Origin of the sequence: Pseudoduganella sp. GCM10020061, assembly GCF_042683405.1 — a bacterium.
GTDB lineage: Bacteria > Pseudomonadota > Gammaproteobacteria > Burkholderiales > Burkholderiaceae_D > Telluria.
The window spans coordinates 65,459-86,701 of record NZ_JBHUJS010000002.1; the positions used below are offsets into that span (position 1 = coordinate 65,459).

Below are 21,243 nucleotides of genomic sequence, written 5' to 3' on the forward strand. Positions count from 1 at the left end.
TTATTCTAGGTGGGAACCTTAACTCTACATGGTGCAGTGCAAAAGAACAAGCACCGGATAGCATAGGCATATAACAAATTGGTATATGCAAATTTTACCGTCGCCCCGGCGAAGGCTGGGATAACGGCGGCGCTAGTTGGAGGTCCAGCGGAACACGACGCCGGGATGGGCGGTCATGTAATGGTAGTCCATGCCGATTCCGGCGGCGTACAGCAGGTGGATGCCGGCGTGGACGATGGGAAGGCGGGTGCGCTCCCAGGCCGGGATGTCCAGCGCCTGGTAGTGGTACTTGAGCGCCTTGGTCGGGCGGTTGTGCGCTGGCTTGACGCGCTCGCCGCCACGGCGGAACGACATTTCCAGTTGCTGCCCGCGCAGCCAGTCGGCATCGATGCCCTCCTCCGCCTGCTCGATATGCAAGGTGCCGCCGTAAGCCGGGAAGGCGATGCTGGCTTCGCCGTTCCATTTGAACGGATGGGCGGGAGGAATGTAGTCGTCGCCCGGCTCACGCTCGGCGGCCAGCGGCGCAAGCTTTGGCGTGATGAACAGGCGGTCGCGGTGGCGCCGGATCAGGCATTCCGGGTGCGTGACCAGCATCTGCGTCTCGTAACGGGCTTCGACGGCCTGCACCAGCATTTCGTGCAGCCATGCGGTCGAGGGCATCGCGATGCCGCGCACGTGGAACCAGTGGCGCAGCATGTTGGCGGCCCGGTCGGCGCTCATGGCGCGCAGCTTTACGCAGTCGATGGCCTCGCCGACCAGGCACGCGGCCAGGTCCTGCTCGCCCATCTCGGCAAGCAGGCGCTGCGCCGATTGCGCGTGTGCGGCGGCACGGGCAAAGCGCTGCTGGTAGCCAGGGAAAGCCTGCTCCAGTGCGGGCATGACCTGGTGGCGCAGTGCATTGCGGGCAAAGCGCGCATCGGCGTTGGATTCGTCGTCGACGTATTCGATTGCGTGCTGCTGGACGTAGGCGGCCAGTTCGGCCCGGGTCACGTCGAGCAGCGGACGCGCGATGACGGTGACCGCATCGCCGAGCAGGCTCTCGGCCTTGTTCGACGCGTCCATGCCCGACATCCCGGCAGGGCCGGAGCCGCGCAGCAGCTGCAACAGCACGGTTTCGGCCTGGTCGTCGAGGTGGTGCGCGGTCAGCAGCAGCGGCACGCCGTGGGCGCGGCACATCTCGCCTAGCGCTGCGTAGCGGGCCTTGCGGGCCGAGGCTTCGGTGCCGCTGCCTTCCGGTTTCACGCTGACGCGGCGCGCTTCGAACACGGCGCCCAGCGCGGCGGCACGGGCGTCGCAATGGGCGAGCCACATGTCGGCGTTGGCGGACAGTCCGTGGTGGACGTGGAAGGCGTACAGCTTGATGCCGTGCTCTTTGCAGTATGCGGAGGCGGCGTGCAGCAGCGCGGCGGAATCGAGGCCGCCGCTATAGGCGACAGCGAGGGATGGGGTCGACAAAAAACCACGAACTTTTTCAAGTGCGTGGGTCAGGATACTCAGTATGGGTCCCAGCTTTCGCTGGGACGACGGCAGGTTCACTCTTCGGACGGGGTAGTTTCTTTGAACTTACCGTAGCTCATGAGCTTCTGGTGACGCTGTTCGATCAGGTCCTTGGTCTTCATGCCCTGGAACTGGCGCAGCGAGTCGGCCAGCGCGCGCTTGAGCAGCGTGGCCATCTGCTTCGGATCGCGGTGCGCGCCGCCCAGCGGCTCGCTGACGATCTTGTCGATCAGGCCGATCGCCTTCAGGCGGTGTGCGGTCAGGCCCAGCGCTTCGGCCGCATCCGCGGCGCGTTCGGAGGTCTTCCACAGGATCGATGCGCAACCTTCCGGCGAGATCACCGAGTAGGTCGAGTACTGGAGCATGAGCACCTGGTCGGCAACCGCAACGGCCAATGCGCCGCCCGAGCCGCCTTCGCCGATGATGGTGGCGATCATCGGCACCTTCAGTTCGGCCATCACGTACAGGTTGTGGCCGATCGCCTCGGACTGGCCGCGCTCTTCCGCGTCAATGCCGGGGAATGCGCCCGGGGTGTCGACGAAGGTGAAGATCGGCAGGTTGAATTTTTCGGCGACCTTCATCAGGCGCATGGCCTTGCGGTAGCCTTCCGGCTTCGGCATGCCGAAGTTGCGCATCGCGCGTTCCTTGGTGTCGCGGCCCTTCTGGTGGCCGATGACCATGCAGGCCTGGCCGTTGAAGCGCGCGAGGCCGCCGACGATCGACTGGTCGTCCGCATAGGTGCGGTCGCCGTGCAGTTCGTGGAAGTCGGTGAAGATCTCGTTCACGTAGTCCATGGTGTATGGACGCTGCGGGTGGCGCGCGATCTGCGAGACCTGCCATGGCGTGAGCTTGGCGTAGATGTCCTTGGTCAGCTGCTGGCTCTTTTTGGCCAGGCGGTCGATCTCTTCCGAGATGTCGACTGCGGAATCGTCTTGCACGAAACGCAGCTCTTCAATTTTGGAATCGAGCTCGGCGATCGGCTGCTCAAAATTGAGGAATGTAGTTTTAGTCATTGGTCCTCCAGTGTTTTGGTGCGGCCGCGGCGGATCCGCCAGCGGCAAGTCGTTCGCTATTTTACCGGAACTGGGTCGAGGCTACGCCATAAATACCACGTAGCAACAGTTCGCCATGGTTCCCAGTTGGCGGAAACCTCGCGCGCATCACTGCGTGAGACAGGCTCACCAGAGAAATAGTTCCGGCTGATGCCGTGGATCAGGCCGGGGTCGTCCAGCGGCAGGACGTTGGGGCGCAGCAGGTTAAAGATGAGGAACATCTCGGCGGTCCAGCGCGTGATGCCGCGGATCTGGATCAGCTCCGAAATCACCTCTTCGTCGGACATCTGCGCCCATTTGTCGGTATGTACGCGCTTCTGGCGGAAACTGTCGGCAAGGTCGAGGATGTACTCCGTTTTGCGCTTGGACAGGCCGCAGGCGGCCAGGTTCTCGGCGCCGGCCTTTGCGACCTGGGCGGCGGTGAACTTCGGGATCTCGGCCATCAGCTTGGCCCACGCCAGTTCGGCGGCCTTCTGGGTCGCCTGCTGCCCGACGATCGAACGCGCCAGCGTGATGAACGGGTCGCCGTGGCCCACCAGGTGCAGGTCGCCGAAGTGCGGGATCAGCTTCTTCATGATGCGGTCGCGCTTCATGAGCTCGGCCTTGGCCTCTTCCCAGTACGACGGCACCTCGAGGGCGCCCGTCCCGGCGCCCGTTTTGACCAGGGCCATCATGCGCGGCGCCAGTTGGTGGTGCCGTCCGGCTTGTCCTCGAGGACAATGCCGCCGGCCAGCAATTCGGCGCGGATACGGTCGGACTCGGCGAAGTTGCGCGCCTTCTTGGCCGCCGCGCGTTCGGCGATCAGCTGTTCGATGCGTGCGTCGTCGTCGCCCGACGCACCGCGCAGGAACTGCTGCGGGTCGCGTTCGAGCAGGCCGAGGATGCCGGCCAGCGCGCGCAGCTGGCGCGCCTGCTGCGGCGACTTCGATTTATTCACTTCGGTGACGAGGTCGAACACGGCAGCCAGTGCCAGCGGCGTGTTGAAGTCGTCGTCCATCGCTTCGCGGAAGCGCTGCGCGTGCGGCTCGTTCCAGTCCACGGCCACGGCCGCGCTGCCGATGTCGATGTCGCTCAGCGCGGTGTACATGCGCTGCAGCGCCACGCGGGCGTCGTCCAGCGTCACGTCGGAATAGTTGATCGGGCTGCGGTAGTGCGCGCGCAGCATGAAGAAGCGCACCACTTCCGGGTCGTACTTGGCCAGCACGTCACGGATGGTGAAGAAATTGCCAAGCGACTTGGACATCTTCTCGTTATCGACGCGGATGAAGCCGTTGTGGATCCAGTAGTTCGCCATCGGGGCGCCGAATGCGCCTTCCGACTGGGCGATCTCGTTCTCGTGGTGCGGGAACTGCAGGTCCTGGCCGCCGCCGTGGATGTCGAAGTGCTCGCCCAGCGCCGCGCACGACATGGCCGAGCACTCGATGTGCCAGCCCGGACGGCCACGGCCCCACTTGGATTCCCACTTCACTTCTTCCGGCTCCGATTCCTTGGCCGCTTTCCACAGCACGAAGTCGAGCGGGTCGCGCTTGGCGGTCGCCACGTCGACGCGCTCGCCCGCGCGCAGGTCGTCCAGCGACTTGCCGGACAGCTTGCCGTAGCCGGGGAAGCCGCGCACCGCGTAGTTCACGTCGCCGTCCTCGCTCTGGTAGGCCAGGCCGTTCTGTTCGAGTTTCTCGATAATCGACAGCATCTGCGGCACGTGCGCGGTGGCGCGCGGAACAATGGTCGGCTCGAGGATGCCGAGCTGGCGCATGTCCTCGTCCATGATGCGGATGAAGCGCTCGGTCAGCTGGCCGATGGTCTCGCCGTTCTCCACGGCACGCTTGATGATCTTGTCGTCGATGTCCGTGATGTTGCGGACGTAGGTCACCTCGTAGCCCGACGCGAGCAGCCAGCGGTAGACCACGTCGAAAGCCATCACCATCCGCGCGTGGCCCACGTGGCAGTAGTCGTACACGGTCATGCCGCACACGTACATGCCGACCTTGCCGGGTACTTTGGGGACGAATTCCTGCTTTTCACGCGCCAGCGTGTTGTAGATCTTCAGCTTGCTCATCGGGCTCTTGGTTCTTGCAGGGACAGGCGCGCGCAAACGGCAGGCAGGCGCGCGCCGGGACAGGCACGCACCGTCAAGTGCTTACATCGTAGTTCGCCAGGACCCCTGAATTATTCTTCTTGGTAGAATGGGACGTTGGGTAAAGTATAGCATTGATAAAAACCGGACTGACCGGGTCCCTGCCATGATTATTTTTTCACGCATGGCTTGACAGTCCCGTCGTCACCACCTCAAGGATTGCTCCCTATGCGCGTATTCACCAAACTTGGCGCCGTACTGTGCGGCGTCGCACTCTCCGCCTCCGTGCTCGCAGCGGATGCGCCGCAAGTGTCGATCAAGACCACGATGGGCGAGATCGTCATCGAACTGGACCAGGAAAAGGCGCCTAAGACGGTCGACAACTTCCTCAAGTACGTCAAGAGCGGCTTCTACAAGGGCACGATCTTCCACCGCGTGATCGACGGCTTCATGATCCAGGCCGGCGGCTACGACGAAAAGCTCAAGTCCAAGCCGACCCGCAAGGCGATCAAGAGCGAAAGCGCGAACGGCCTGTCCAATCTCGCCTACACGGTCGCGATGGCGCGCCACGACGACCCGCATTCGGCCACCTCGCAGTTCTTCATCAACGTAGCCGACAACGCGGGCCTGGACCGCGAAAACCGGGTCGACGAAGGCTACACCGTGTTCGGCAAGGTCGTGGAAGGCAAGGAAGTGGTCGACAAGATCAAGGCAGTCGTCGTGGACGACAAGGCCGGCTTCGAGAACATTCCGGTCACGCCGATCGTGATCAAGTCTGCAACCGTGGTAAAGCGTTAAGTTAAAATAGCGGTCTTTCCCGGCCGCGTGCGGCCGCCTGACAATAAAGCAAAGGATAACCATCATGGCTGTACTGCTGACGACGAACATGGGCAACATCAAGATCGAACTGGACGACGCGAAAGCGCCCAAGACGGTCGAGAACTTCCTGTACTACGTGAACAAGGGCCACTACAACGGCACCATCTTCCACCGCGTGATCCCGGGCTTCATGATCCAGGGCGGCGGCTTCGAACAGGGCATGAAGCAAAAGCCGACCGACCGCACCGTGGAAAACGAAGCGAAGAACGGCCTGAAGAACGACACCTACACGCTGGCGATGGCGCGCACCTCCGATCCGCATTCGGCATCGGCGCAGTTCTTCATCAACGTGAAGGACAACGACTTCCTGAACAATCCGGGCCAGGACGGCTGGGGCTACGCCGTGTTCGGCAAAGTCACCGAAGGCACCGAGGTGGTCGACCAGATCGCCAAGGTCCGCACCTCGCGCGCAGGCATGCACTCGGACGTGCCGGTCGATGCAGTCGTGATCGAAAAAGCGGAAGTCGTCTAACTAAGTAATACAGGGTCCGGAATACATGCCGCTGCCACCGCGCACACTCGCGCTTTTCATTTCGGACCTGCACCTGCAGCCATCGCACCCCGCCACCTCGGCGGCGTTCTTCGCCTTCCTCAAGGACCGTGCGATGGCGGCGGAGTCGCTCTACCTGCTCGGCGACCTGTTCGAGTACTGGGCCGGCGACGACGACCTCGAAACACTCCATCCCCAGCTGGTCGCCAGGGCGATCCGCGCGGTCAGCGACGCGGGCGTCAAGGTGTACTGGATCGGCGGGAACCGCGACTTCCTGGTGAATACCGGCTTTGCCGAAGCGGCCGGCCTGACGCTGCTGGCCGAACCGCACGTGGCCGACATCGGCGGACACCGCATCGCGCTGGTGCATGGCGACGCGCAGTGCACGGACGATGTGAAGTACCTGCAGTTCCGTGCCCAGGTGCGCACGCCGCAATGGCAGCAGCAATTCCTGTCCATGCCGCTCTCCAGGCGCAAGGAGATCATCGCGGGACTGCGTGAAGGCAGCCGCGAAGCGCAGAGCGGCAAGACCTACGAGATCATGGACGTGACGCCGCAGGCGATCGACGAGCTGTTCGCATCGACGGGCGCGGACGTGATCATCCATGGACATACGCACCGCCCGGCGGTGCACCAGTACGGCGCGCGCAAGCGCTACGTGCTGCCGGACTGGGACCTCGACGCGGAAGTGCCGCGCGGCGGCTGGATCGCCATCGACTCCGATGGCGCGATCGTGCGCCACAACCTCGACGGCCAGGTCATCTGAACTTGCGGGGGACCGTCCCCGCACCGTTGCTACTGATACGTCCGGCCCTTGTGCCTGAGCCACCCGCCCGCATGCGTCCCGCGCGGATCGTGGTGCGTCCAGTGGATCACCCCACCCTTCTGGTTCCACTCGTACTCGCCGTAGTAGCCCACTTCATCGCCCTGCTGCAGCGCCTCGATGCGCGGGGCAAGGTCGACGTTGTGCGCGACCAGGACGGTCAGCCCGGAATCGAGCCGCAGCACGAAGCGCTGGTGCTTGCTGCCCTTGTTATCGTCCGGCAGCACGCGCGACACGGTGCCGCTGCCCTCCACCTGCACATTGCTGCGCTTTTCCTCGTACGCCGCGTCGGTCTCGGATAGCAGCGCGGTTTCGGACTCCGCCGCAGGTTCCGCTGCCTCCTGCACCGATGGAACCGTATCCGCCGGCGTCGGCGCGGGCTCGTTGGAGTAGTAGTACAGTCCGGCGCCGAGCGCCGCCAGGATCAGGATGAGTTTCTTCATCCACACATTTTAGCCATGCATATCAAAAATTTGTTGCCTTTTCGAGTTTCGGTGTTATAGTCCACTACAACACTACTTCGATAGGAGACTGACGTGAACAGGGAGCGACCGACATGACTAACGGCTGGAATGACAATTTACCAATTTACCTGCAGGTAAAGGAGCGGGTTGTGGGTATGATGCTGGACGGCATCCTTAAAGCAGGCGACGCCCTGCCCTCGGTTCGCCAGGTCGCAGCTGAATACCAACTGAATCCGATCACTGTTTCGCGCGCCTACCAGGAACTGGTGGACGACAACCTCGTTGAAAAAAGAAGGGGAATTGGCATGTATGTAACGGAAGGCGCGAGCGAAAAACTGCTCGCCAGCGAACGCGAGCGCTTCGTGCGCGATGAGTGGCCAGCGATGGTGGAGCGCATCCGCCGCCTGGGCCTGGACCTGGACGTCCTGCTGCGCGCCGCGCAGCCCGGGAGCGCGGCATGAGCGCCGCCATCTCCGCCCGCGGCCTCACCAAGCGTTACGCCAAGGCCGTCGCTGTCGATGACATCTCGTTCGAGATCCCGGCCGGCCGCATCGTCGGCCTGATCGGCCCGAACGGCTCCGGCAAGACCACCACCCTGAAGGCTGCGCTCGGCCTGATCGAGTTCGACGGCGAACTGTCCGTGCTCGGCTTCGACCCGCGCACCCAGCGCGACCAACTGATGCAGGAAGTCTGCTTCATCGCCGACGTCGCGATCCTGCCGCGCTGGCTGCGCGTGAAGGATGCGGTCGATTTCGTCGAGGGCGTGCATCCGCGCTTCAACCGCGAAAAGGCCCTGCGCTACATCGCCGCGACCAAGCTGTCGCCGGACATGAAGGTCAAGTCGATGTCCAAAGGGATGATCGTGCAGCTGCACCTGGCCCTGATCATGGCGATCGATGCCAAGCTGCTGGTGCTGGACGAGCCGACCCTCGGCCTGGACATCATGTACCGCAAGCAGTTCTACCAGAACCTGCTGGAGGACTACTTCGACGAGAACAAGACCATCATCATCACCACCCACCAGGTCGAGGAAGTGGAGCACATCCTGACCGACCTGATGTTCATCCGCGACGGCAAGATCGTGCTGGCCGCGTCGATGGACGAAGTGGGCGAGCGCTATGTCGAACTGATGGTCCCGGCCGACAAGGTGACCGCTGCCGCCGCACTGGGCCCGATCGACAAGCGCACCGTGTTCGGCAAGTCGGTGATGCTGTTCGACGGCGTCCCGCGCAAGCAGCTCGAAACGCTCGGTGAAACCCGCAACCCAAGCGTCGCCGACCTGTTCGTCGCGACGATGAAAGGAATGTACGCATGAAAACGATGAAATGGCTCGTCCGGCGCGAGTTCTGGGAACACAAGGGCATGTTCTTCTGGGCGCCCCTGATCGCAGCGGGACTGATCGTGCTCGCCGTGGCGGCAGCCTCCATCAAAGGCGCCACGCAGATGGACAACGTGGTCGAGATCAACGGCCATGTCGTGACCACCAAGGTCAACGGCCTGCCGCAAGAGGCGGTGGAAACCGTCGGCACCGTCCTGTCGGCGACCTACCTGGTTGCTGCCGGTCCACTGCTGCTGCTCATGACCTTCGCCCTGTTCTTCTACCTGCTTGGCGCGATGTACGACGAGCGCCGCGACCGCAGCATCCTGTTCTGGAAATCGCTACCGGTATCGGATTCGCAGACCGTGCTGTCCAAGGTGGCTGCGGCCATGGTGGTGGTGCCCCTGATCTACCTGGTGATCTCGATCGCCATGGCGGCGATCTCGCTGATGATCGGCAGCCTGGCCATGATGTCGAAGGGGATCAACCTGTTCCCCGTGCTGTTCTCCGAACCGTCGCTGTACACCGGTCCGCTGATGGTGCTGGGCCTGCTGCCGGTCTATATCCTGTGGGCGCTGCCGACCGTGGGCTGGCTGCTGATGGTGTCGAGCTGGGCCAAGTCCAAGGTTTTCCTGTGGGCAGTCGGCGTACCGCTGATGCTGCTGGCGGTCCTGAACATGCTGACCGTTGCGTTCAGCCTGCACTGGGACCTCGAATGGTTCGGCGTGAACGTGATCCTGCGTGCCCTGGGCGGCCTGGTGCCCGGCATGTGGCTGGGCTTCGAGGGTCTCGACGCCGATGCGTTCATCCATACGGCCGACAAGGCGCCTGACTTCACCGGCCTGTTCACGGCATCGTGGGGCACGCTGGCCGGTGCGAACGTGTGGATCGGCGCGGCTGCCGGTATCGCAATGATCGCGGTGGCGGTGCGCATGCGCCGCTGGCGTGACGAAGGCTGATCGCCTTTTCGCGCAGAGAAAAAGCCGCCTTCGGCGGCTTTTTCTTTTGTCGGGAGGGACAGTCGCCTTCCTATTCAAACTGCTTCTTGAATTCGTCGAACTGGGCGGTCAGGGCGGCGACCTGCTCGCGCAGCAGCGCCACTTCCGCCTCCAGCACCGCGACGCGGCTGCTTTGCTGCGGCGCCGCTACCGACGCACCGTAGCTGGCCGCCGTCACCTGCTGCTCCAGCGCGCCCTCCCCCGATAGCAGATGCCCGTAGCGGTATTCCTTGGTGCCCGGCGCACGCTCCAGGCGGGCCACCAGCGGCGGGTATTTATCGATCAGGAACTGCAGCACCTCTTCGACTTCACCGATCGTCTTGAATTCAAAGATGCGGCCAATGCGCGTGCGCAGTTCGCCCGCCGTCTGCACGCCGCGCAGCATCAGCACCGTGAGCACCGCGACCTTGTCCTGCTCCAGGTTCCACTTGATGCGCATGCGGTGTTCGTACTTGGTCACGCGGGCGCCGGCCTGCGTGATCCCGCTGACCAGCTTGCGCTGGCTGAGGCGCTGCAGCACGTCGGCCACGGTTTCTTCGGACAGCTGCATCACCGGGTCGCGGCTGGACAGCTGGTTGCAGCCGTTGGTCAGCGCGTTCAGCGACAGCGGGTAGTTGTCGGGGGTGAGTGCTTCTTTTTCGGCCAGCACCGCCAGCACGCGGACCTCGAACGGGTCCAGGATGTCGTAGTCGTCGCTCATGGAATCCTCTTCTTATTCGACCATCTTGTTGAGCTGTTCGGAATCGAGCCGGTCAACCGGCGGCACCGCGGCGCAGTTGACGCCGGCTGCGTCCATGGCGGCGCGCATGCATGCGATCTGCTCGTCCTGGCGCGCGATGTGGCTGATCAGCTTGTGCAGCGCCTTCGACACCGGGTCGTCGCCGCCCGGCGTCACGCCGTAGGCGGCGAACATGGCGCCGCGCGTATCGGATTTCTCGACGATGTGCGCCGGGTTGCCGACCGCCGTCGCGCCCGCGGGAACAGGCTTGACCAGCACGGCGTTGGAGCCGACTTTTGCGTATTCGCCCACCGTGAAGGAGCCCAGCACCTTGGCGCCCGCACCGATGATGACGCCCCGCTCGAGGGTCGGGTGGCGCTTCATGCCGGCGCTGAGCGAGGTGCCGCCCAGCGTCACGCCCTGGTAGATGGTGCAGTCGTCGCCCACCACGGCGGTCTCGCCGATGACCACGCCGAAGCCATGGTCGATGAACACGCGGCGGCCGATCATGGCGCCCGGGTGGATCTCGATGCCGGTGATGAAGCGCGCGAGGTAGGAGATGAAGCGGCCTGGCCAGCGCAGGCGCTTCGACCAGCACCAGTGCGCCCAGCGGTGCATCATGATCGCCTGGAAGCCCGGATAACAGGTGAACACTTCCCACGCGTTGCGGGCGGCCGGGTCGCGCTCGATGATGCTCCTGATATCTTCGCGGAGGTGGGCAAACATGGGGATGCGGGGGTGGGAGTTGACAGGTTTGACATGGTAGCGCATCCGCCGAAGGCTTGCTGGCGGATGCCTCGTCATCCCCGCGAAGGCGGGGATCCATGCCGAGCTAGCGCAGATGCGTACACTGTCGCCAGGCACGCTCAGTATGGGTCCCCGCCTGCGCGGGGACGACGGGATCAGGCTTCGCGGGCGAGGCGCTGGCGGCGGGCTTCGTACAGGCAGACGCCGGACGCAACCGATACGTTCAGGCTCTCGACCGAGCCGAGCATCGGGATGCTGACCAGCAGGTCGCAGGTCTCGCGCGTCAGGCGGCGCATGCCCTCGCCTTCCGAGCCCATGACCAGTGCGGTCGGGCCGGTGAAGTCGGCTTCGTACAGGCCCTTGTCGGCGTCGTCGGAGGTGCCGATCAGCCAGATGCCGCGGTCCTTCAGGTCGCGCATGGTGCGCGCGAGGTTGGTGACGGTGATGTACGGCACGGTCTCGGCCGCGCCGCTGGCGACCTTGGCGGCGGTGGCGTTCAGGCCGACCGCGCGGTCTTTCGGCACGATCACGGCATGCGCGCCGACGCCGTCGGCCACGCGCAGGCAGGCGCCCAGGTTGTGCGGGTCGGTGATGCCATCGAGGATCAGCAGCAGCGGCGGTCCTTCGATCGCATCGAGCAGTTCATCCAGGTTGCGCGCCAGGGCGAGCTGGCTCGCGAACGCGATCACGCCCTGGTGGCGGCGGGTTCCGACGATCCGGTCGAGGCGCTCCGATTCCACCGGCATCACGCGCACGCCGGCAGCCTTGGCTGCGGCGATGAGGTCGTGCATGCGGCGGTCCTGGCGGGCCGCGTCGACAAAGATCTCTTCCACCGATGAAGCCTCGTGGCGCAAGCGCGAGGTCACCGCATGGAACCCGAAAATCATTTTATTCTTCATGTGTTATCGCTTCTTCTTCCCTGATTTGGAGCTGGTTTTGCTGGCTTTGGCACTGCGCGATGCCGGTTTGCCTGCTGTTGTTGATTTTGTTGATTTGCTGCGGCGCGCGCGCGGCGCTTCGAATTCCGCTTCATAGCGGTCGGGCGATGCCTTGCCCTTGCGCGACTTGGCCGGCTTGGCGTCGTGCGCCTTGTGCGCGGCGCTCTTCGGCTTGCCGTACACCGGCTGGGCTGCTTCGGAACCGGCCAGCACCAGGTCGATCTTGCGCGCTTCCAGGTCGACGCGGCTGACCTGCACGGTGACGCGGTCGGTCAGCTGGTAGCGCTTGCCGGTGCGCTCGCCGCGCAGTTCGTGGCGCGCTTCGTCGTACTGGAAGTAGTCGGCGCCCAGTTCGGTGATGTGCACCAGGCCTTCGACGTACAGCGCGTCGAGCGTGACGAAGATGCCGAAGCTGGTCACGCCGGACACGGTGCCGGTGAATTCCTCGCCCAGCTTGTCCTTGATGAACCAGCACTTGAGCCATGCCTCGACGTCGCGCGAGGCTTCGTCGGCGCGGCGCTCGTTGGCCGAGCAGTGCACGCCGAGCGCGTCCCACACGGTCAGGTCCTTTTCGTCTTTCGGCGAGCGGCCCTCGGCCTTGTCGACGGCAGCCTGGCGGCGCGCGGCGTTCGACACGGTCGTGTTCAGCGCGGCCAGGTTGATGTTCTTCGGCTCGTAGCGCTTGCCCTGCAGGATGGCCTTGATGGCGCGGTGCGTCAGCAGGTCCGGGTAGCGGCGGATCGGGCTGGTGAAGTGCGCGTACGCCTCGTATGCCAGGCCGAAGTGGCCGATGTTGTCGGGGCTGTAGACGGCCTGCTGCATCGAGCGCAGCAGCATGGTCTGCAGCAGCGACGCATCCGGACGCTCCTTCACCTTCTTCATCAGTTCCGCGTAGTCCGAAGCGCTTGGCGAATCACCGCCGTTCAGCGACAGGCCGACCTGCTTGAGGAACTCGCGCAGCGTCTTGAGCTTTTCCTTGGTCGGCGCCGCGTGGATACGGTAGGTGCCGGGATGCTTGTGGCGCAGCAGGAGATCCGCCGCGCAGACGTTCGCCGCCAGCATGCACTCTTCGATCAGGCGGTGTGCGTCGTTGCGGGTGCGCGGGATGATCTTCTCGATCTTGCCGAGCGAATTGCAGACGATGTAGGTTTCGGTCGTTTCGAAATCGATTGCGCCGCGTGCGATGCGCGCCTTGAGCAGCGCGTTGAACACTTCGTTCAGGTGCAGCAGGTGCGGCACGACATTGGCGCGCTTTTCCGCTTCCGCGCCTTTGGTGTTGCTGAGGATGGCGGCGACTTCGGTATAGGTCAGGCGCGCGGCCGAGTGGATCACGGCCGGGTAGAACTGGTAGGCCTTGACCTCGCCCTTGGCGGTGACGACGGCGTCGCACACCAGGGTGAGGCGGTCGACGGCCGGATTCAGCGAGCACAGGCCGTTGGAGAGCTTCTCGGGCAGCATCGGGATGACGCGGCGCGGGAAGTACACGGAGGTGCTGCGCTCGAGCGCGTCTTCGTCGAGCGCGTCGTTCGGCTTGACGTAGTGGCTCACGTCGGCAATCGCGACGATCAGGCGGTAGCCGTTGGTGCGGCCGATCTTGACCGGTTCGCAGTACACCGCGTCGTCGAAGTCGCGTGCGTCTTCGCCGTCGATGGTCACAAGCGGCACGTCGCGCAGGTCGACGCGGTCGGCCAGGTCGGCCGCGCGCACCTCGGTCGGCAGCTTGTTGGCCTGCTTGACCGCGGCGCTGGAGAACACGTGCGGCACGCCGAACTTGCGCACAGCGATTTCGATTTCCATGCCGGGATCGTCCACCTCGCCGAGCACTTCGACGATGCGGCCGGACGGCTGCTTGAAGCGGCCCGGCTGGTCGACCAGCTCGACGCTGACCACCTGCCCGACCTTGGCCTTGCCCGGCGTGCCGGCGACCAGGATGTCCTGGCCGATGCGCTTGTCTTCAGGGGCGACGAGCCAGACGCCGTTCTCTATCAGCAGGCGGCCGATGATATGGCTGTTGCCGCGCTCGACCACTTCGACGATGGTGCCTTCCTGGCGGCCGCGCCGGTCCACGCCGGTGACCTTGGCCATCACGCGGTCGCCGTGCAGCACCTTCTGCATTTCGCGCTCGTTGAGGAACAGGTCCTCCTGGCTGGCGTCGTCGGGAATCACGAAGCCGTAGCCGTCGCGGTGCGCGCTGACTTTGCCCGAGACGAAGCCGGAATGATCCTGGACGCTGAAATTGCCGTCGTCGTCCATGATGATCTGGCCGTCGCGCTCCATGGCGGACAGGCGCCGGGTCAGTACGTCGACCGCGGCCTTCTTGACGCGCAGCTTGCGCGCGATACCTGCGATGTCCAGCGGTTCACCGGAACCGCGCAGCAGCCCGAGAATGTCTTCGCGGCTGGGAATGATATGTGTTGGCTGATTCAAATCTGTTCTTTATTCTTGTTAGTGGAGACGCATGCGCCCGCTGGCGCATCCGTCGCTGTTTCAGTGAAAATTTGACACGCTCTGGCGCGTAGTGTAACGGAGACAGGCGCGATTCGCCTAACCTGGCGTGCGTCGAAAAGTCCGAGGCGGCGCTTTGACATTTCAAAACTTTCCGCTATAATCTTGGTCTTTCGCGAAACGACAAGTGACGCGAAGAAGTCGGCAGGAATGCGAAGGGGAAACGAAAGTTAATCTGGCGCAAAACTGCAAAGACGAGTATTATAGCAGAGCAGCAATGCCCACGTGGCGGAATTGGTAGACGCGCATGGTTCAGGTCCATGTGCCGCGAGGTGTGGGGGTTCGAGTCCCTCCGTGGGCACCAAATCTACTCCGGTAGATTTCCGCTGAAGTTGCAGTAAAACGTAGTAAGGTAGTACCAGCAGTACAAATGCCCACGTGGCGGAATTGGTAGACGCGCATGGTTCAGGTCCATGTGCCGCGAGGTGTGGGGGTTCGAGTCCCTCCGTGGGCACCAAGAATTCCGCAAAAGCGCCGCAGATCGTGCAAACGACTGCGGCGTTTTTCATTTCCGGCCCAGATCTCGCAATGAGGGGGGAGTATGCGGCCCGCTGCCTGGCGGCCGCAAAAAACAGGGGGGTATGTGCTTTTTCGCTCCCCAGCCGGATATACCCCCCCTCATACGTGCGAGGCCAGGTCCTCCAGGATCGGGCACTCCGAGCGGTTGTCGCCATGGCAGGAACGGGCCAGCTGCTCCAGCGTCTGCCGCATCGACTGCATTTGCGCGATCTTCCTGTCCAGTTCTTCGATGTGCTGCAGGGCGAGCGCGCGCACGTCGCAGCTGGCGCGGTCCTTGTCCTGCCACAGGGCCAGCAGCTCGGCGATCTGGTCCAGCGAGAAACCCAGTTCGCGCCCGCGGTGGATGAACTGAAGCACGCGCACGTCCTGCTCCATATAGACGCGATATCCCGAGTCGGTGCGCCGGGCGGCCCCGGTCAGTCCGATCGATTCATAGTGGCGGATCATCTTGGCGCTGACGCCCGATGCCTTGGCCGCTTCTCCGATGTTGTAGCTCATGTGACTGTCCCTCCCTGCCCGCGGCGGCGCCACGGCTGCGCGATCATAACGCGCCCGCGCAATTTCATGTTATACACTTAAGTTGCAGCACCACTACCTTGCCTGTCCACATTTACGAAACGCAGGAGGAGACGATGTTTACCAGCCCGGAACAATTCGCGGCAGCCACCAAGACGCTGTTCGAATTGCAGATGAATACGTTCAACGCACTGGCGAGCAAGACCGTGCAAGGCGTCGAACAAGTGGTCAACCTCAACATGGCGACTGCCAGGAAGGCGATGGGAGACTCGCTGACGGCCGGCGAGCAGATCACACAGGCGGCCACCCCGCAGGCGGCGATGTCGACCGCGGCGGCGCACGCGCAGCCGGGCATGCAAAGCGCGGTGACGTACGGCCAGGATCTCAAGCAGATCATCGACGAGATCCACGACGACTTCACGCACGCGGCCGACGCGCACCTTCTGGAAGCGAAGAACGCGTTGTCGGCGCTGATCTACGACGTCACGCAGAACGTCAAGCCGGGGTCGGAAAATGCGGTGCTGATCGTGAAGGCCGCGATCGATAATGCGTTCCGTGGCTACGAGCAGGTGACGCACGCGACGCGCGACGCCGTCAAGCAGGTGGAAGAGCAGATCGCCAAGGCGACCGAGATGGTGTCCAAGAACGGCACGCCGCCCGCCAGCCAGCGGTGATGCAGGGGGACTGCACCTTGCGGTGACAGTCCCCTTCCCTATTCTGCGCGCACGCCGAGGAGCTCCTCGACATGCGCGTACGACGCCGGATCCTTGATCACGCTGCGGAGCCATTCGTGCAGCGGCTGCGCCCCCCACTCCGCCGCTTTATCCGCCAGGTAGGCCACCGGGCTATGCGGCTCCGTGCGGCGGAAGAATTCGGCGATCGACCGCAGCTGCGCCAGCGCCTGCGCGCGCGACTGCACCGCGCCGCCGATGGACGCCGGCTGCGCACCCGTGGCTCCCATCGCGGCCGCCACATCGCCCTGCTCTTCCTGCCCCGCTCCCGCAGCCCGCGCTGCGGCAACGATGTCCCGCTCCAGTGAGCTCATCGCGGCTTTCGCCGCCGTGAGGCCCGGTCCGTCCCTGCCAAGACGCTCGTCCACTACCCGCTCCAGCTCCTCGATCGCGGTCGCGCAGTGGTCGGCATCGAGCACCTGCTGGCGCAGCGCATCGGCGCCGGCAGCTGGCGAGAACGTCGACAGCAGCTGCGGCGTGCGCGCAGCGATCCACGCCAGGTTGCCGGCCCGTAGTTCGTGTCCGTCTTCGTCCGGCTGCGGATGGACACATTCCCAGAACCGGTCGCACAGTCCGGCCACCGCCATCAGGCCGTCGCCCAGGCCGCGCAGGCCGCCGGTCAGGGCCAGCGCCTCCGCCAGCCATACCGCCAGCTTCAGGTCCTTGCTGCGGGTCGCGATCACGTCCGCGCACCGGCGCGCGACGAACTCCCAGTCGGCTTCGCGCAGCTCGGTCTCCCATGCACCCTGGTCCAGCGAAGGGTCGTCCGACACGCGCGCCTTCGCAATCGCGTCGATCTCCGTGGAGAAGGAAATGTCCTCGCCGGCAGGCGACGCACCGGCGATCGGCGCAAGGATCCGTTCCAGGTCAGGCATCGCAACCTCCTTCCGCCGGTTCGAACGCATAATCGAAATCGCCCGCCGCATTGGCGCTGGCACTGATGCGCGCGATCGGTGTGCCGGACGCGATCCGGGCCAGCACCGACTCCGCGATCGCGGGGAGCACGCTGCCATTGATGATGGCGTCGACATTGCGCGCGCCGGAATCGACCTCGGTGCAGCGCGCCAGCACCGCATCGACCAGGGTGTCGTCGTACAGGAACTCGGCCTGGTGCTGGCCCTGGATCCGCTCGCGGATGCGCTCCAGCTTGAGCTCCACGATCTCGCCCAGCACGTCGTCGCCCACCGGATAGAACGGGACGACAGTGCAGCGCCCCAGGAAGGCGGGCTTGAAATGGCGCACCAGCACGGGCCGCAGGATGTCGGCAAGGGCTGCCGGGGACGGCATCTCCTCGGGCGGCTTGTTCAGGCAGGCCTGCATCACCTGGGCAGAACCGGCGTTCGAGGTCATGATGATGATGGTATTGCGGAAGTCGACTTCGCGGCCCTCCGAGTCGTCCAGCGTGCCCTTGTCGAACACCTGGTAGAACAGTTCCAGCACGTCGGGGTGCGCCTTCTCCACTTCGTCCAGCAGCACCACGCTGTACGGATTGCGGCGCACCGCCTCGGTCAGCACGCCGCCCTCGCCGTAGCCCACGTAGCCGGGCGGAGACCCCTTCAGGCCGGAGACGCTGTGTGCTTCCTGGTACTCGCTCATGTTGATCGAGACGAGCTTGCGCTGGCCGCCATACAGCAAATCGGCGAGCGCCAGCGCGGTCTCGGTCTTGCCCACGCCCGATGGGCCGGCGAACAGGAACACGCCGCGCGGCTTGCATGGATCCTCCAGGTTGGCACGCGCGATCCGGACCCGCTGCGCGATGGCGGCCGTGGCCTGTCGCTGGCCGAGCACACGCTCGTCGAGCAGCGCCTGAAGGCGCACGACCGCGTCGATTTCATCCCTGACCATGCGGCCCAGCGGAATGCCGGTCCAGGCCGCGAGGATGCCGGCGACCACCTGCCCGTCCACCTGGGTCGGTACCAGCGGCGCATCGCCCTGCACGCTGCGCAGCTCGGACAGCAGGTTGCGCAGCGCATCGGCCTGCCCGTCCGCCTCCCCCGCCTCCATCTGCGCGCGCAGCCGGGCGACCTGGGCGGTCATGCCGCGCTCGCGCTCCCAGCGTTCGCTCAGGCGGCGATGCTCCGCCGTCGCCGCCACGCGCTCGGCGCGCAGCATCGCAATCCTGCCGCTATGGTCCGCACCCGCGCTTTCCTCGCGGGCCAGCGCGGCCAGCTGGGCGTCGATCCGCTCCAGCGCACGCACCGACTCCTCCACCTGCGCCGGCGTGGCGTCCTGCCCCAGCGCGACCCGCGCGCAGGCGGTATCGAGCACGGAGATCGCCTTGTCGGGCAGTTGCCGGCCGCTGATGTAGCGATGGGACAGCCGCACCGCTTCCACGATGGCCTCGTCGAGCACGCGCACGCCGAAGTGCTTCTCCATCAGCGGCGCCATCGCGCGCAGCATGGCGCACGCGGTTTGCTCGTCCGGCTCCTCCACCTTGATCACCTGGAAGCGCCGCACCAGCGCGGCGTCCTTTTCAAAGTACTTCTTGTATTCGCCCCAGGTGGTGGCCGCGATGGTGCGCAGCTCGCCCCGCGCGAGCGCCGGCTTGAGCAGGTTGGCGGCGTCGTTCTGGCCGGCCGGTCCGCCCGCGCCGATCATCGTGTGCGCCTCGTCGATGAACAGCACGATCGGCCGTGTGCTCTTGCGCACCTCCGCGATCACGTTTTTCAGGCGGCTCTCGAATTCGCCCTTCACGCTTGCCCCCGCCTGCAGCAGGCCCATGTCCAGCGTGTGGATCTCGACATCGCGCAGCACGGCCGGCACCTCCCCGGCGGCGATGCGTAGCGCCAGGCCTTCCACCACGGCGGTCTTGCCCACGCCGGCCTCGCCGGTCAAGATCGGGTTGTTGTGGCGCCGGCGCATCAGGATGTCGATGGCCTGGCGGATCTCGGGATCGCGGCCGATAACCGGATCGAGCTTGCCCTCGCGCGCACGCTGGGTGAGCGAGGTCGTGAACTGGTCCAGCGCCGGCGTGCCGGCATCGGCGCGTAGTTCGGACACCGGATCGGACGATGCGGGTCCCGCGTCGCTGTGCGCCACCGTTTCCCGCGAACCCTTCGTCATCTTGTCGAACTCGTGCTTGATACGCTCGCGCGGGAACTGGGCAAACAGCCGCGAGCCGCGCTGCGCCAGCTGCGCCAGTCCTGGCTCGGTCAGCAAGGCGAGCAGCAAATGGCCGCTGCGAATGCGCGGCGCCTGCCCCCCGCCCAGCGAGGCGATCAGCCAGGCATGCTCGAACAAGGTGGGCAGGTAGCGCGAGAACACCGGCGTGCGCGTGCTGCCGTTGGCAAAGCATCCGACCTCGCCGCGCAGGTCGCTCTCCAGCGTGGTCAGGCTGATCCCGCTGTTGCGGGCGATGCACACGAAATCGCAGTCGGGTTGTTCCAGCAGCGCCAGGAACACGTGCTCGACATCGACCTCGTAGTGGCCGAGGCCGACCGCGATGCTGGCGGCGCGGGTGGCGGCCTCGCGGGCCGACTCGTTCAGCTTGGCGATCAGCGTCTTCATATTGATATCCATGGGCGTGGGTCCTCAGTTGTTGCGCGCGGCGCGCGCGGAACGGGAGATCGAATAGCGCAGCGACGACGGCTGCAGCACGGCGTTGAAGTTCACGGGCTCGCGTCCGGATGGCATCCGGAGCGTCGCGCTGATGACGAAATGCAGGCGGTTGACGGTGCCGCTCTCCTTCTCGAGCATGGCGTGGACGTTGGACATGCGCGGCTCGTGGCGCTCGATGGCCTGCTTCAGGCTGGCGCACACGGCGGCGCGGTCGGCGGGGCTGGACATGCATTTGTCCGCGAAGTCGACCAGCCCGTAGCTGAGGATCGAATTTCGGCAGTGCGGATATGGCGCCAGGTCTTCCGGCAGGATCGCAAGGCGCGTGTTCAGCAGCGCTTCCAGGTCGCGCGCGATGCTGTCCTTGTACTGCTCGAGCGTCAGCTGTGCCGGGCCATCCCCGAACAGCCGCTCCATCAGTCCGGCGCTGAACCGGTGCATGGCGCCTCCCAAAAAAAGACCGCGGCACCGGGCCGCGGTTAACGACTCACGCCGGAGAACACTTTGTGTACGCAGCATCGCGTGGTCAGCAGATCGATCCCGGAATACTTTCCCCAGTTCGAAGGTTGATCCCGATGTGACAGCTGTAGCCATCCGCCGGAAAATAGGTGCATGAGACTTTCTGCTTCCGTCGCACTCGCCCTCCGTCCTCGGTACCGCATGTACCCTTGATGTCGGGTCCCATTGAATGGAACATATCGCGGGCAAGGTCACCCATAACCATCATCGAGAGCTTGCGGTCACTGGGTGTCGGCGGCGCCGTTTCACCAAGCTGCCCAGCGTAGATCACGTACTCGCCTGTAAACTTTCGATAGCTGAAATCCCAATCGGGCGCCGCATTGGCAAGTGCCGCTGAAACCGCCAATGCCGCTGCCGAAACGAACATCGCCCTTCTCATCGCGGAGCCTTAATCGTTACGTGAAAGTGATTGTCATGCCCGGCGAGCGAACGGACTCCCGGAATCGAGATGTCATTGAAATACACCAGCTTTACCCTTGCGAGGCAAAAGAAGAGTTCAATCAGCCTTGCGGTGGCATCGCGATCGTAATTTGCATCGAACCTCGTGACACCCAACTGCTTCCCGTCTCGCCTAATCGGCCGAATATCCACGTCCAAGCCGCTGCGATGCGAATCATGGCCACTAAACTTCTTGCCATCGTAGAGACTTATATTCCCGATCCCAAACTTCCGCTCATCCATTAACGACCAGTGGCGCTCGACAGCGAACAATGCGTTGATCAAGGCAGGATGGGTGTACTGACCAACCCCATTTTTCGGTAGACCATACGTGTAGTAGCCGGACTCTTCCGGTGATTGCGGAAGGATAAAATATCTGCGGCTGTCCTGGACCGGTATTTCGAGCGCTGCCATTTCTTCTCCTCGCTGGAAGCGGTCCCACGTCCGGATCGCAGGACCGCC

General features: G+C 64.4%; 22 protein-coding genes and 2 tRNA genes. 9 read left to right on the forward strand and 15 right to left on the reverse strand.

Features of this window, described 5'->3' with window-relative positions; translation table 11 throughout:
• Nucleotides 1–132 precede the first annotated feature (132 nt).
• The 4 genes from tilS to cysS form a co-directional block, all read right to left on the reverse strand.
• Nucleotides 133–1,455, reverse strand: a complete 1,323-nt coding sequence (tilS, locus tag ACFSQR_RS04100) for a tRNA lysidine(34) synthetase TilS (protein WP_377728352.1) — start codon at nt 1,453–1,455, stop codon at nt 133–135.
• A 77-nt stretch (nt 1,456–1,532) separates the two neighbouring features.
• Complete coding sequence (locus tag ACFSQR_RS04105; RefSeq protein WP_377728353.1) at nt 1,533–2,510, reverse strand: acetyl-CoA carboxylase carboxyltransferase subunit alpha; 978 nt, start codon at nt 2,508–2,510, stop codon at nt 1,533–1,535.
• A gap of 56 nt (nt 2,511–2,566) precedes the next feature.
• On the reverse strand, nt 2,567–3,223 hold the full coding sequence (locus ACFSQR_RS04110) for a DNA-3-methyladenine glycosylase family protein (RefSeq protein WP_377728354.1): 657 nt from the start codon (nt 3,221–3,223) through the stop codon (nt 2,567–2,569).
• Nucleotides 3,220–4,605, reverse strand: coding sequence for a cysteine--tRNA ligase (gene cysS / locus ACFSQR_RS04115; RefSeq protein ID WP_377728355.1), 1,386 nt, complete (start codon nt 4,603–4,605; stop codon nt 3,220–3,222). The genes ACFSQR_RS04110 and cysS overlap by 4 nt, the downstream gene beginning before the upstream one ends.
• A gap of 246 nt (nt 4,606–4,851) precedes the next feature.
• On the opposite strand from cysS, the gene ACFSQR_RS04120 reads away from it, so the two are divergent.
• The 3 genes from ACFSQR_RS04120 to ACFSQR_RS04130 all read left to right on the forward strand — a co-directional run bounded on the left by ACFSQR_RS04120 (nt 4,852) and on the right by ACFSQR_RS04130 (nt 6,758).
• On the forward strand, nt 4,852–5,421 hold the full coding sequence (locus tag ACFSQR_RS04120) for a peptidylprolyl isomerase (RefSeq protein ID WP_377728356.1): 570 nt from the start codon (nt 4,852–4,854) through the stop codon (nt 5,419–5,421).
• 64 nt (nt 5,422–5,485) lie between these two features.
• Complete coding sequence (locus ACFSQR_RS04125) at nt 5,486–5,974, forward strand: peptidylprolyl isomerase (protein ID WP_377728357.1); 489 nt, start codon at nt 5,486–5,488, stop codon at nt 5,972–5,974.
• Between the two features lie 25 nt (nt 5,975–5,999).
• Nucleotides 6,000–6,758, forward strand: a complete 759-nt coding sequence (locus ACFSQR_RS04130; RefSeq protein ID WP_377728358.1) for a UDP-2,3-diacylglucosamine diphosphatase — start codon at nt 6,000–6,002, stop codon at nt 6,756–6,758.
• Nucleotides 6,759–6,787: 29 nt separating this feature from the next.
• Here ACFSQR_RS04130 and ACFSQR_RS04135 read toward each other — a convergent pair whose 3' ends face one another.
• Nucleotides 6,788–7,258 carry a DUF3465 domain-containing protein gene (locus ACFSQR_RS04135; RefSeq protein ID WP_377728359.1) on the reverse strand — a complete coding sequence of 157 codons (471 nt, stop codon included), beginning with the start codon at nt 7,256–7,258 and terminating at the stop codon, nt 6,788–6,790.
• 113 nt (nt 7,259–7,371) lie between these two features.
• Between ACFSQR_RS04135 and ACFSQR_RS04140 the strand changes: the two genes are divergently transcribed.
• Genes ACFSQR_RS04140 through ACFSQR_RS04150 form a run of 3 tightly spaced genes read left to right on the forward strand, consistent with a single transcriptional unit; the run spans nt 7,372 to nt 9,556 of the window.
• Nucleotides 7,372–7,740: a GntR family transcriptional regulator gene (locus tag ACFSQR_RS04140; RefSeq protein WP_377728360.1), complete on the forward strand. Its 369-nt coding sequence runs from the start codon at nt 7,372–7,374 to the stop codon at nt 7,738–7,740.
• Complete coding sequence (locus tag ACFSQR_RS04145) at nt 7,737–8,594, forward strand: ABC transporter ATP-binding protein (protein ID WP_377728361.1); 858 nt, start codon at nt 7,737–7,739, stop codon at nt 8,592–8,594. The genes ACFSQR_RS04140 and ACFSQR_RS04145 overlap by 4 nt, the downstream gene beginning before the upstream one ends.
• Entirely contained in the window at nt 8,591–9,556 is a 966-nt protein-coding gene (locus ACFSQR_RS04150; RefSeq protein WP_377728362.1) for a hypothetical protein, read from the forward strand. The genes ACFSQR_RS04145 and ACFSQR_RS04150 overlap by 4 nt, the downstream gene beginning before the upstream one ends.
• 70 nt (nt 9,557–9,626) lie before the next feature.
• Here ACFSQR_RS04150 and ACFSQR_RS04155 read toward each other — a convergent pair whose 3' ends face one another.
• The 4 genes from ACFSQR_RS04155 to rnr all read right to left on the reverse strand — a co-directional run bounded on the left by ACFSQR_RS04155 (nt 9,627) and on the right by rnr (nt 14,425).
• On the reverse strand, nt 9,627–10,295 hold the full coding sequence (locus ACFSQR_RS04155) for a YceH family protein (RefSeq protein ID WP_377728363.1): 669 nt from the start codon (nt 10,293–10,295) through the stop codon (nt 9,627–9,629).
• Nucleotides 10,296–10,307: 12 nt separating this feature from the next.
• Nucleotides 10,308–11,039 carry a serine O-acetyltransferase gene (gene cysE, locus ACFSQR_RS04160; RefSeq protein ID WP_377728364.1) on the reverse strand — a complete coding sequence of 244 codons (732 nt, stop codon included), beginning with the start codon at nt 11,037–11,039 and terminating at the stop codon, nt 10,308–10,310.
• A 176-nt stretch (nt 11,040–11,215) separates the two neighbouring features.
• Nucleotides 11,216–11,959, reverse strand: coding sequence for a 23S rRNA (guanosine(2251)-2'-O)-methyltransferase RlmB (gene rlmB, locus ACFSQR_RS04165; protein ID WP_377728365.1), 744 nt, complete (start codon nt 11,957–11,959; stop codon nt 11,216–11,218).
• A gap of 3 nt (nt 11,960–11,962) precedes the next feature.
• The gene (rnr, locus tag ACFSQR_RS04170) at nt 11,963–14,425 is read right to left on the reverse strand and encodes a ribonuclease R (RefSeq protein ID WP_377728366.1); all 2,463 of its coding nucleotides are present in this window, start codon (nt 14,423–14,425) and stop codon (nt 11,963–11,965) included.
• 297 nt (nt 14,426–14,722) lie between these two features.
• On the opposite strand from rnr, the gene ACFSQR_RS04175 reads away from it, so the two are divergent.
• Both ACFSQR_RS04175 and ACFSQR_RS04180 read left to right on the forward strand, forming a co-directional pair.
• Nucleotides 14,723–14,807 (forward strand) — tRNA-Leu (locus tag ACFSQR_RS04175).
• Nucleotides 14,808–14,875: 68 nt separating this feature from the next.
• Nucleotides 14,876–14,960, forward strand: a tRNA-Leu gene (locus ACFSQR_RS04180).
• Between the two features lie 161 nt (nt 14,961–15,121).
• Here ACFSQR_RS04180 and cueR read toward each other — a convergent pair.
• Nucleotides 15,122–15,520, reverse strand: coding sequence for a Cu(I)-responsive transcriptional regulator (gene cueR / locus ACFSQR_RS04185; RefSeq protein ID WP_377728367.1), 399 nt, complete (start codon nt 15,518–15,520; stop codon nt 15,122–15,124).
• 134 nt (nt 15,521–15,654) lie between these two features.
• On the opposite strand from cueR, the gene ACFSQR_RS04190 reads away from it, so the two are divergent.
• On the forward strand, nt 15,655–16,212 hold the full coding sequence (locus ACFSQR_RS04190) for a phasin family protein (RefSeq protein WP_377728368.1): 558 nt from the start codon (nt 15,655–15,657) through the stop codon (nt 16,210–16,212).
• Between the two features lie 38 nt (nt 16,213–16,250).
• On the opposite strand, the gene tssA is transcribed toward ACFSQR_RS04190, so the two are convergent.
• From tssA to ACFSQR_RS04215, 5 genes are all read right to left on the reverse strand, one after another.
• The gene (tssA, locus tag ACFSQR_RS04195; RefSeq protein WP_377728369.1) at nt 16,251–17,144 is read right to left on the reverse strand and encodes a type VI secretion system protein TssA; all 894 of its coding nucleotides are present in this window, start codon (nt 17,142–17,144) and stop codon (nt 16,251–16,253) included.
• Nucleotides 17,137–19,788, reverse strand: a complete 2,652-nt coding sequence (gene tssH, locus ACFSQR_RS04200; protein WP_377728370.1) for a type VI secretion system ATPase TssH — start codon at nt 19,786–19,788, stop codon at nt 17,137–17,139. Before tssH ends, tssA begins: the two co-directional genes overlap by 8 nt.
• Before the next feature lie 12 nt (nt 19,789–19,800).
• A complete protein-coding gene (gene tssE, locus ACFSQR_RS04205; protein WP_377728371.1) occupies nt 19,801–20,265 on the reverse strand; it encodes a type VI secretion system baseplate subunit TssE in 465 nt (154 codons plus the stop codon).
• Between the two features lie 85 nt (nt 20,266–20,350).
• Nucleotides 20,351–20,710, reverse strand: coding sequence for a hypothetical protein (locus ACFSQR_RS04210; RefSeq protein WP_377728372.1), 360 nt, complete (start codon nt 20,708–20,710; stop codon nt 20,351–20,353).
• An 8-nt stretch (nt 20,711–20,718) separates the two neighbouring features.
• Nucleotides 20,719–21,195 carry a penicillin-insensitive murein endopeptidase gene (locus tag ACFSQR_RS04215; protein WP_377728373.1) on the reverse strand — a complete coding sequence of 159 codons (477 nt, stop codon included), beginning with the start codon at nt 21,193–21,195 and terminating at the stop codon, nt 20,719–20,721.
• Nucleotides 21,196–21,243 lie beyond the last annotated feature (48 nt).

Coding starts and splice junctions, on each gene's coding strand:
- ACFSQR_RS04105 (WP_377728353.1), bottom strand. CDS start 2,510: ATGACTAAAACTACATTCCTCAATTTTGAGCAGCCGATCGCCGAGCTC.
- tssE (WP_377728371.1), bottom strand. CDS start 20,265: ATGCACCGGTTCAGCGCCGGACTGATGGAGCGGCTGTTCGGGGATGGC.
- tssA (WP_377728369.1), bottom strand. CDS start 17,144: ATGCCTGACCTGGAACGGATCCTTGCGCCGATCGCCGGTGCGTCGCCT.
- tssH (WP_377728370.1), bottom strand. CDS start 19,788: ATGGATATCAATATGAAGACGCTGATCGCCAAGCTGAACGAGTCGGCC.
- cysS (WP_377728355.1), bottom strand. CDS start 4,605: ATGAGCAAGCTGAAGATCTACAACACGCTGGCGCGTGAAAAGCAGGAA.
- ACFSQR_RS04120 (WP_377728356.1), top strand. CDS start 4,852: ATGCGCGTATTCACCAAACTTGGCGCCGTACTGTGCGGCGTCGCACTC.
- ACFSQR_RS04150 (WP_377728362.1), top strand. CDS start 8,591: ATGAAAACGATGAAATGGCTCGTCCGGCGCGAGTTCTGGGAACACAAG.
- ACFSQR_RS04110 (WP_377728354.1), bottom strand. CDS start 3,223: ATGATGGCCCTGGTCAAAACGGGCGCCGGGACGGGCGCCCTCGAGGTG.
- ACFSQR_RS04130 (WP_377728358.1), top strand. CDS start 6,000: ATGCCGCTGCCACCGCGCACACTCGCGCTTTTCATTTCGGACCTGCAC.
- ACFSQR_RS04210 (WP_377728372.1), bottom strand. CDS start 20,710: ATGTTCGTTTCGGCAGCGGCATTGGCGGTTTCAGCGGCACTTGCCAAT.
- ACFSQR_RS04125 (WP_377728357.1), top strand. CDS start 5,486: ATGGCTGTACTGCTGACGACGAACATGGGCAACATCAAGATCGAACTG.
- ACFSQR_RS04140 (WP_377728360.1), top strand. CDS start 7,372: ATGACTAACGGCTGGAATGACAATTTACCAATTTACCTGCAGGTAAAG.
- ACFSQR_RS04155 (WP_377728363.1), bottom strand. CDS start 10,295: ATGAGCGACGACTACGACATCCTGGACCCGTTCGAGGTCCGCGTGCTG.
- ACFSQR_RS04145 (WP_377728361.1), top strand. CDS start 7,737: ATGAGCGCCGCCATCTCCGCCCGCGGCCTCACCAAGCGTTACGCCAAG.
- ACFSQR_RS04190 (WP_377728368.1), top strand. CDS start 15,655: ATGTTTACCAGCCCGGAACAATTCGCGGCAGCCACCAAGACGCTGTTC.
- ACFSQR_RS04215 (WP_377728373.1), bottom strand. CDS start 21,195: ATGGCAGCGCTCGAAATACCGGTCCAGGACAGCCGCAGATATTTTATC.
- rlmB (WP_377728365.1), bottom strand. CDS start 11,959: ATGAAGAATAAAATGATTTTCGGGTTCCATGCGGTGACCTCGCGCTTG.
- cysE (WP_377728364.1), bottom strand. CDS start 11,039: ATGTTTGCCCACCTCCGCGAAGATATCAGGAGCATCATCGAGCGCGAC.
- ACFSQR_RS04135 (WP_377728359.1), bottom strand. CDS start 7,258: ATGAAGAAACTCATCCTGATCCTGGCGGCGCTCGGCGCCGGACTGTAC.
- cueR (WP_377728367.1), bottom strand. CDS start 15,520: ATGAGCTACAACATCGGAGAAGCGGCCAAGGCATCGGGCGTCAGCGCC.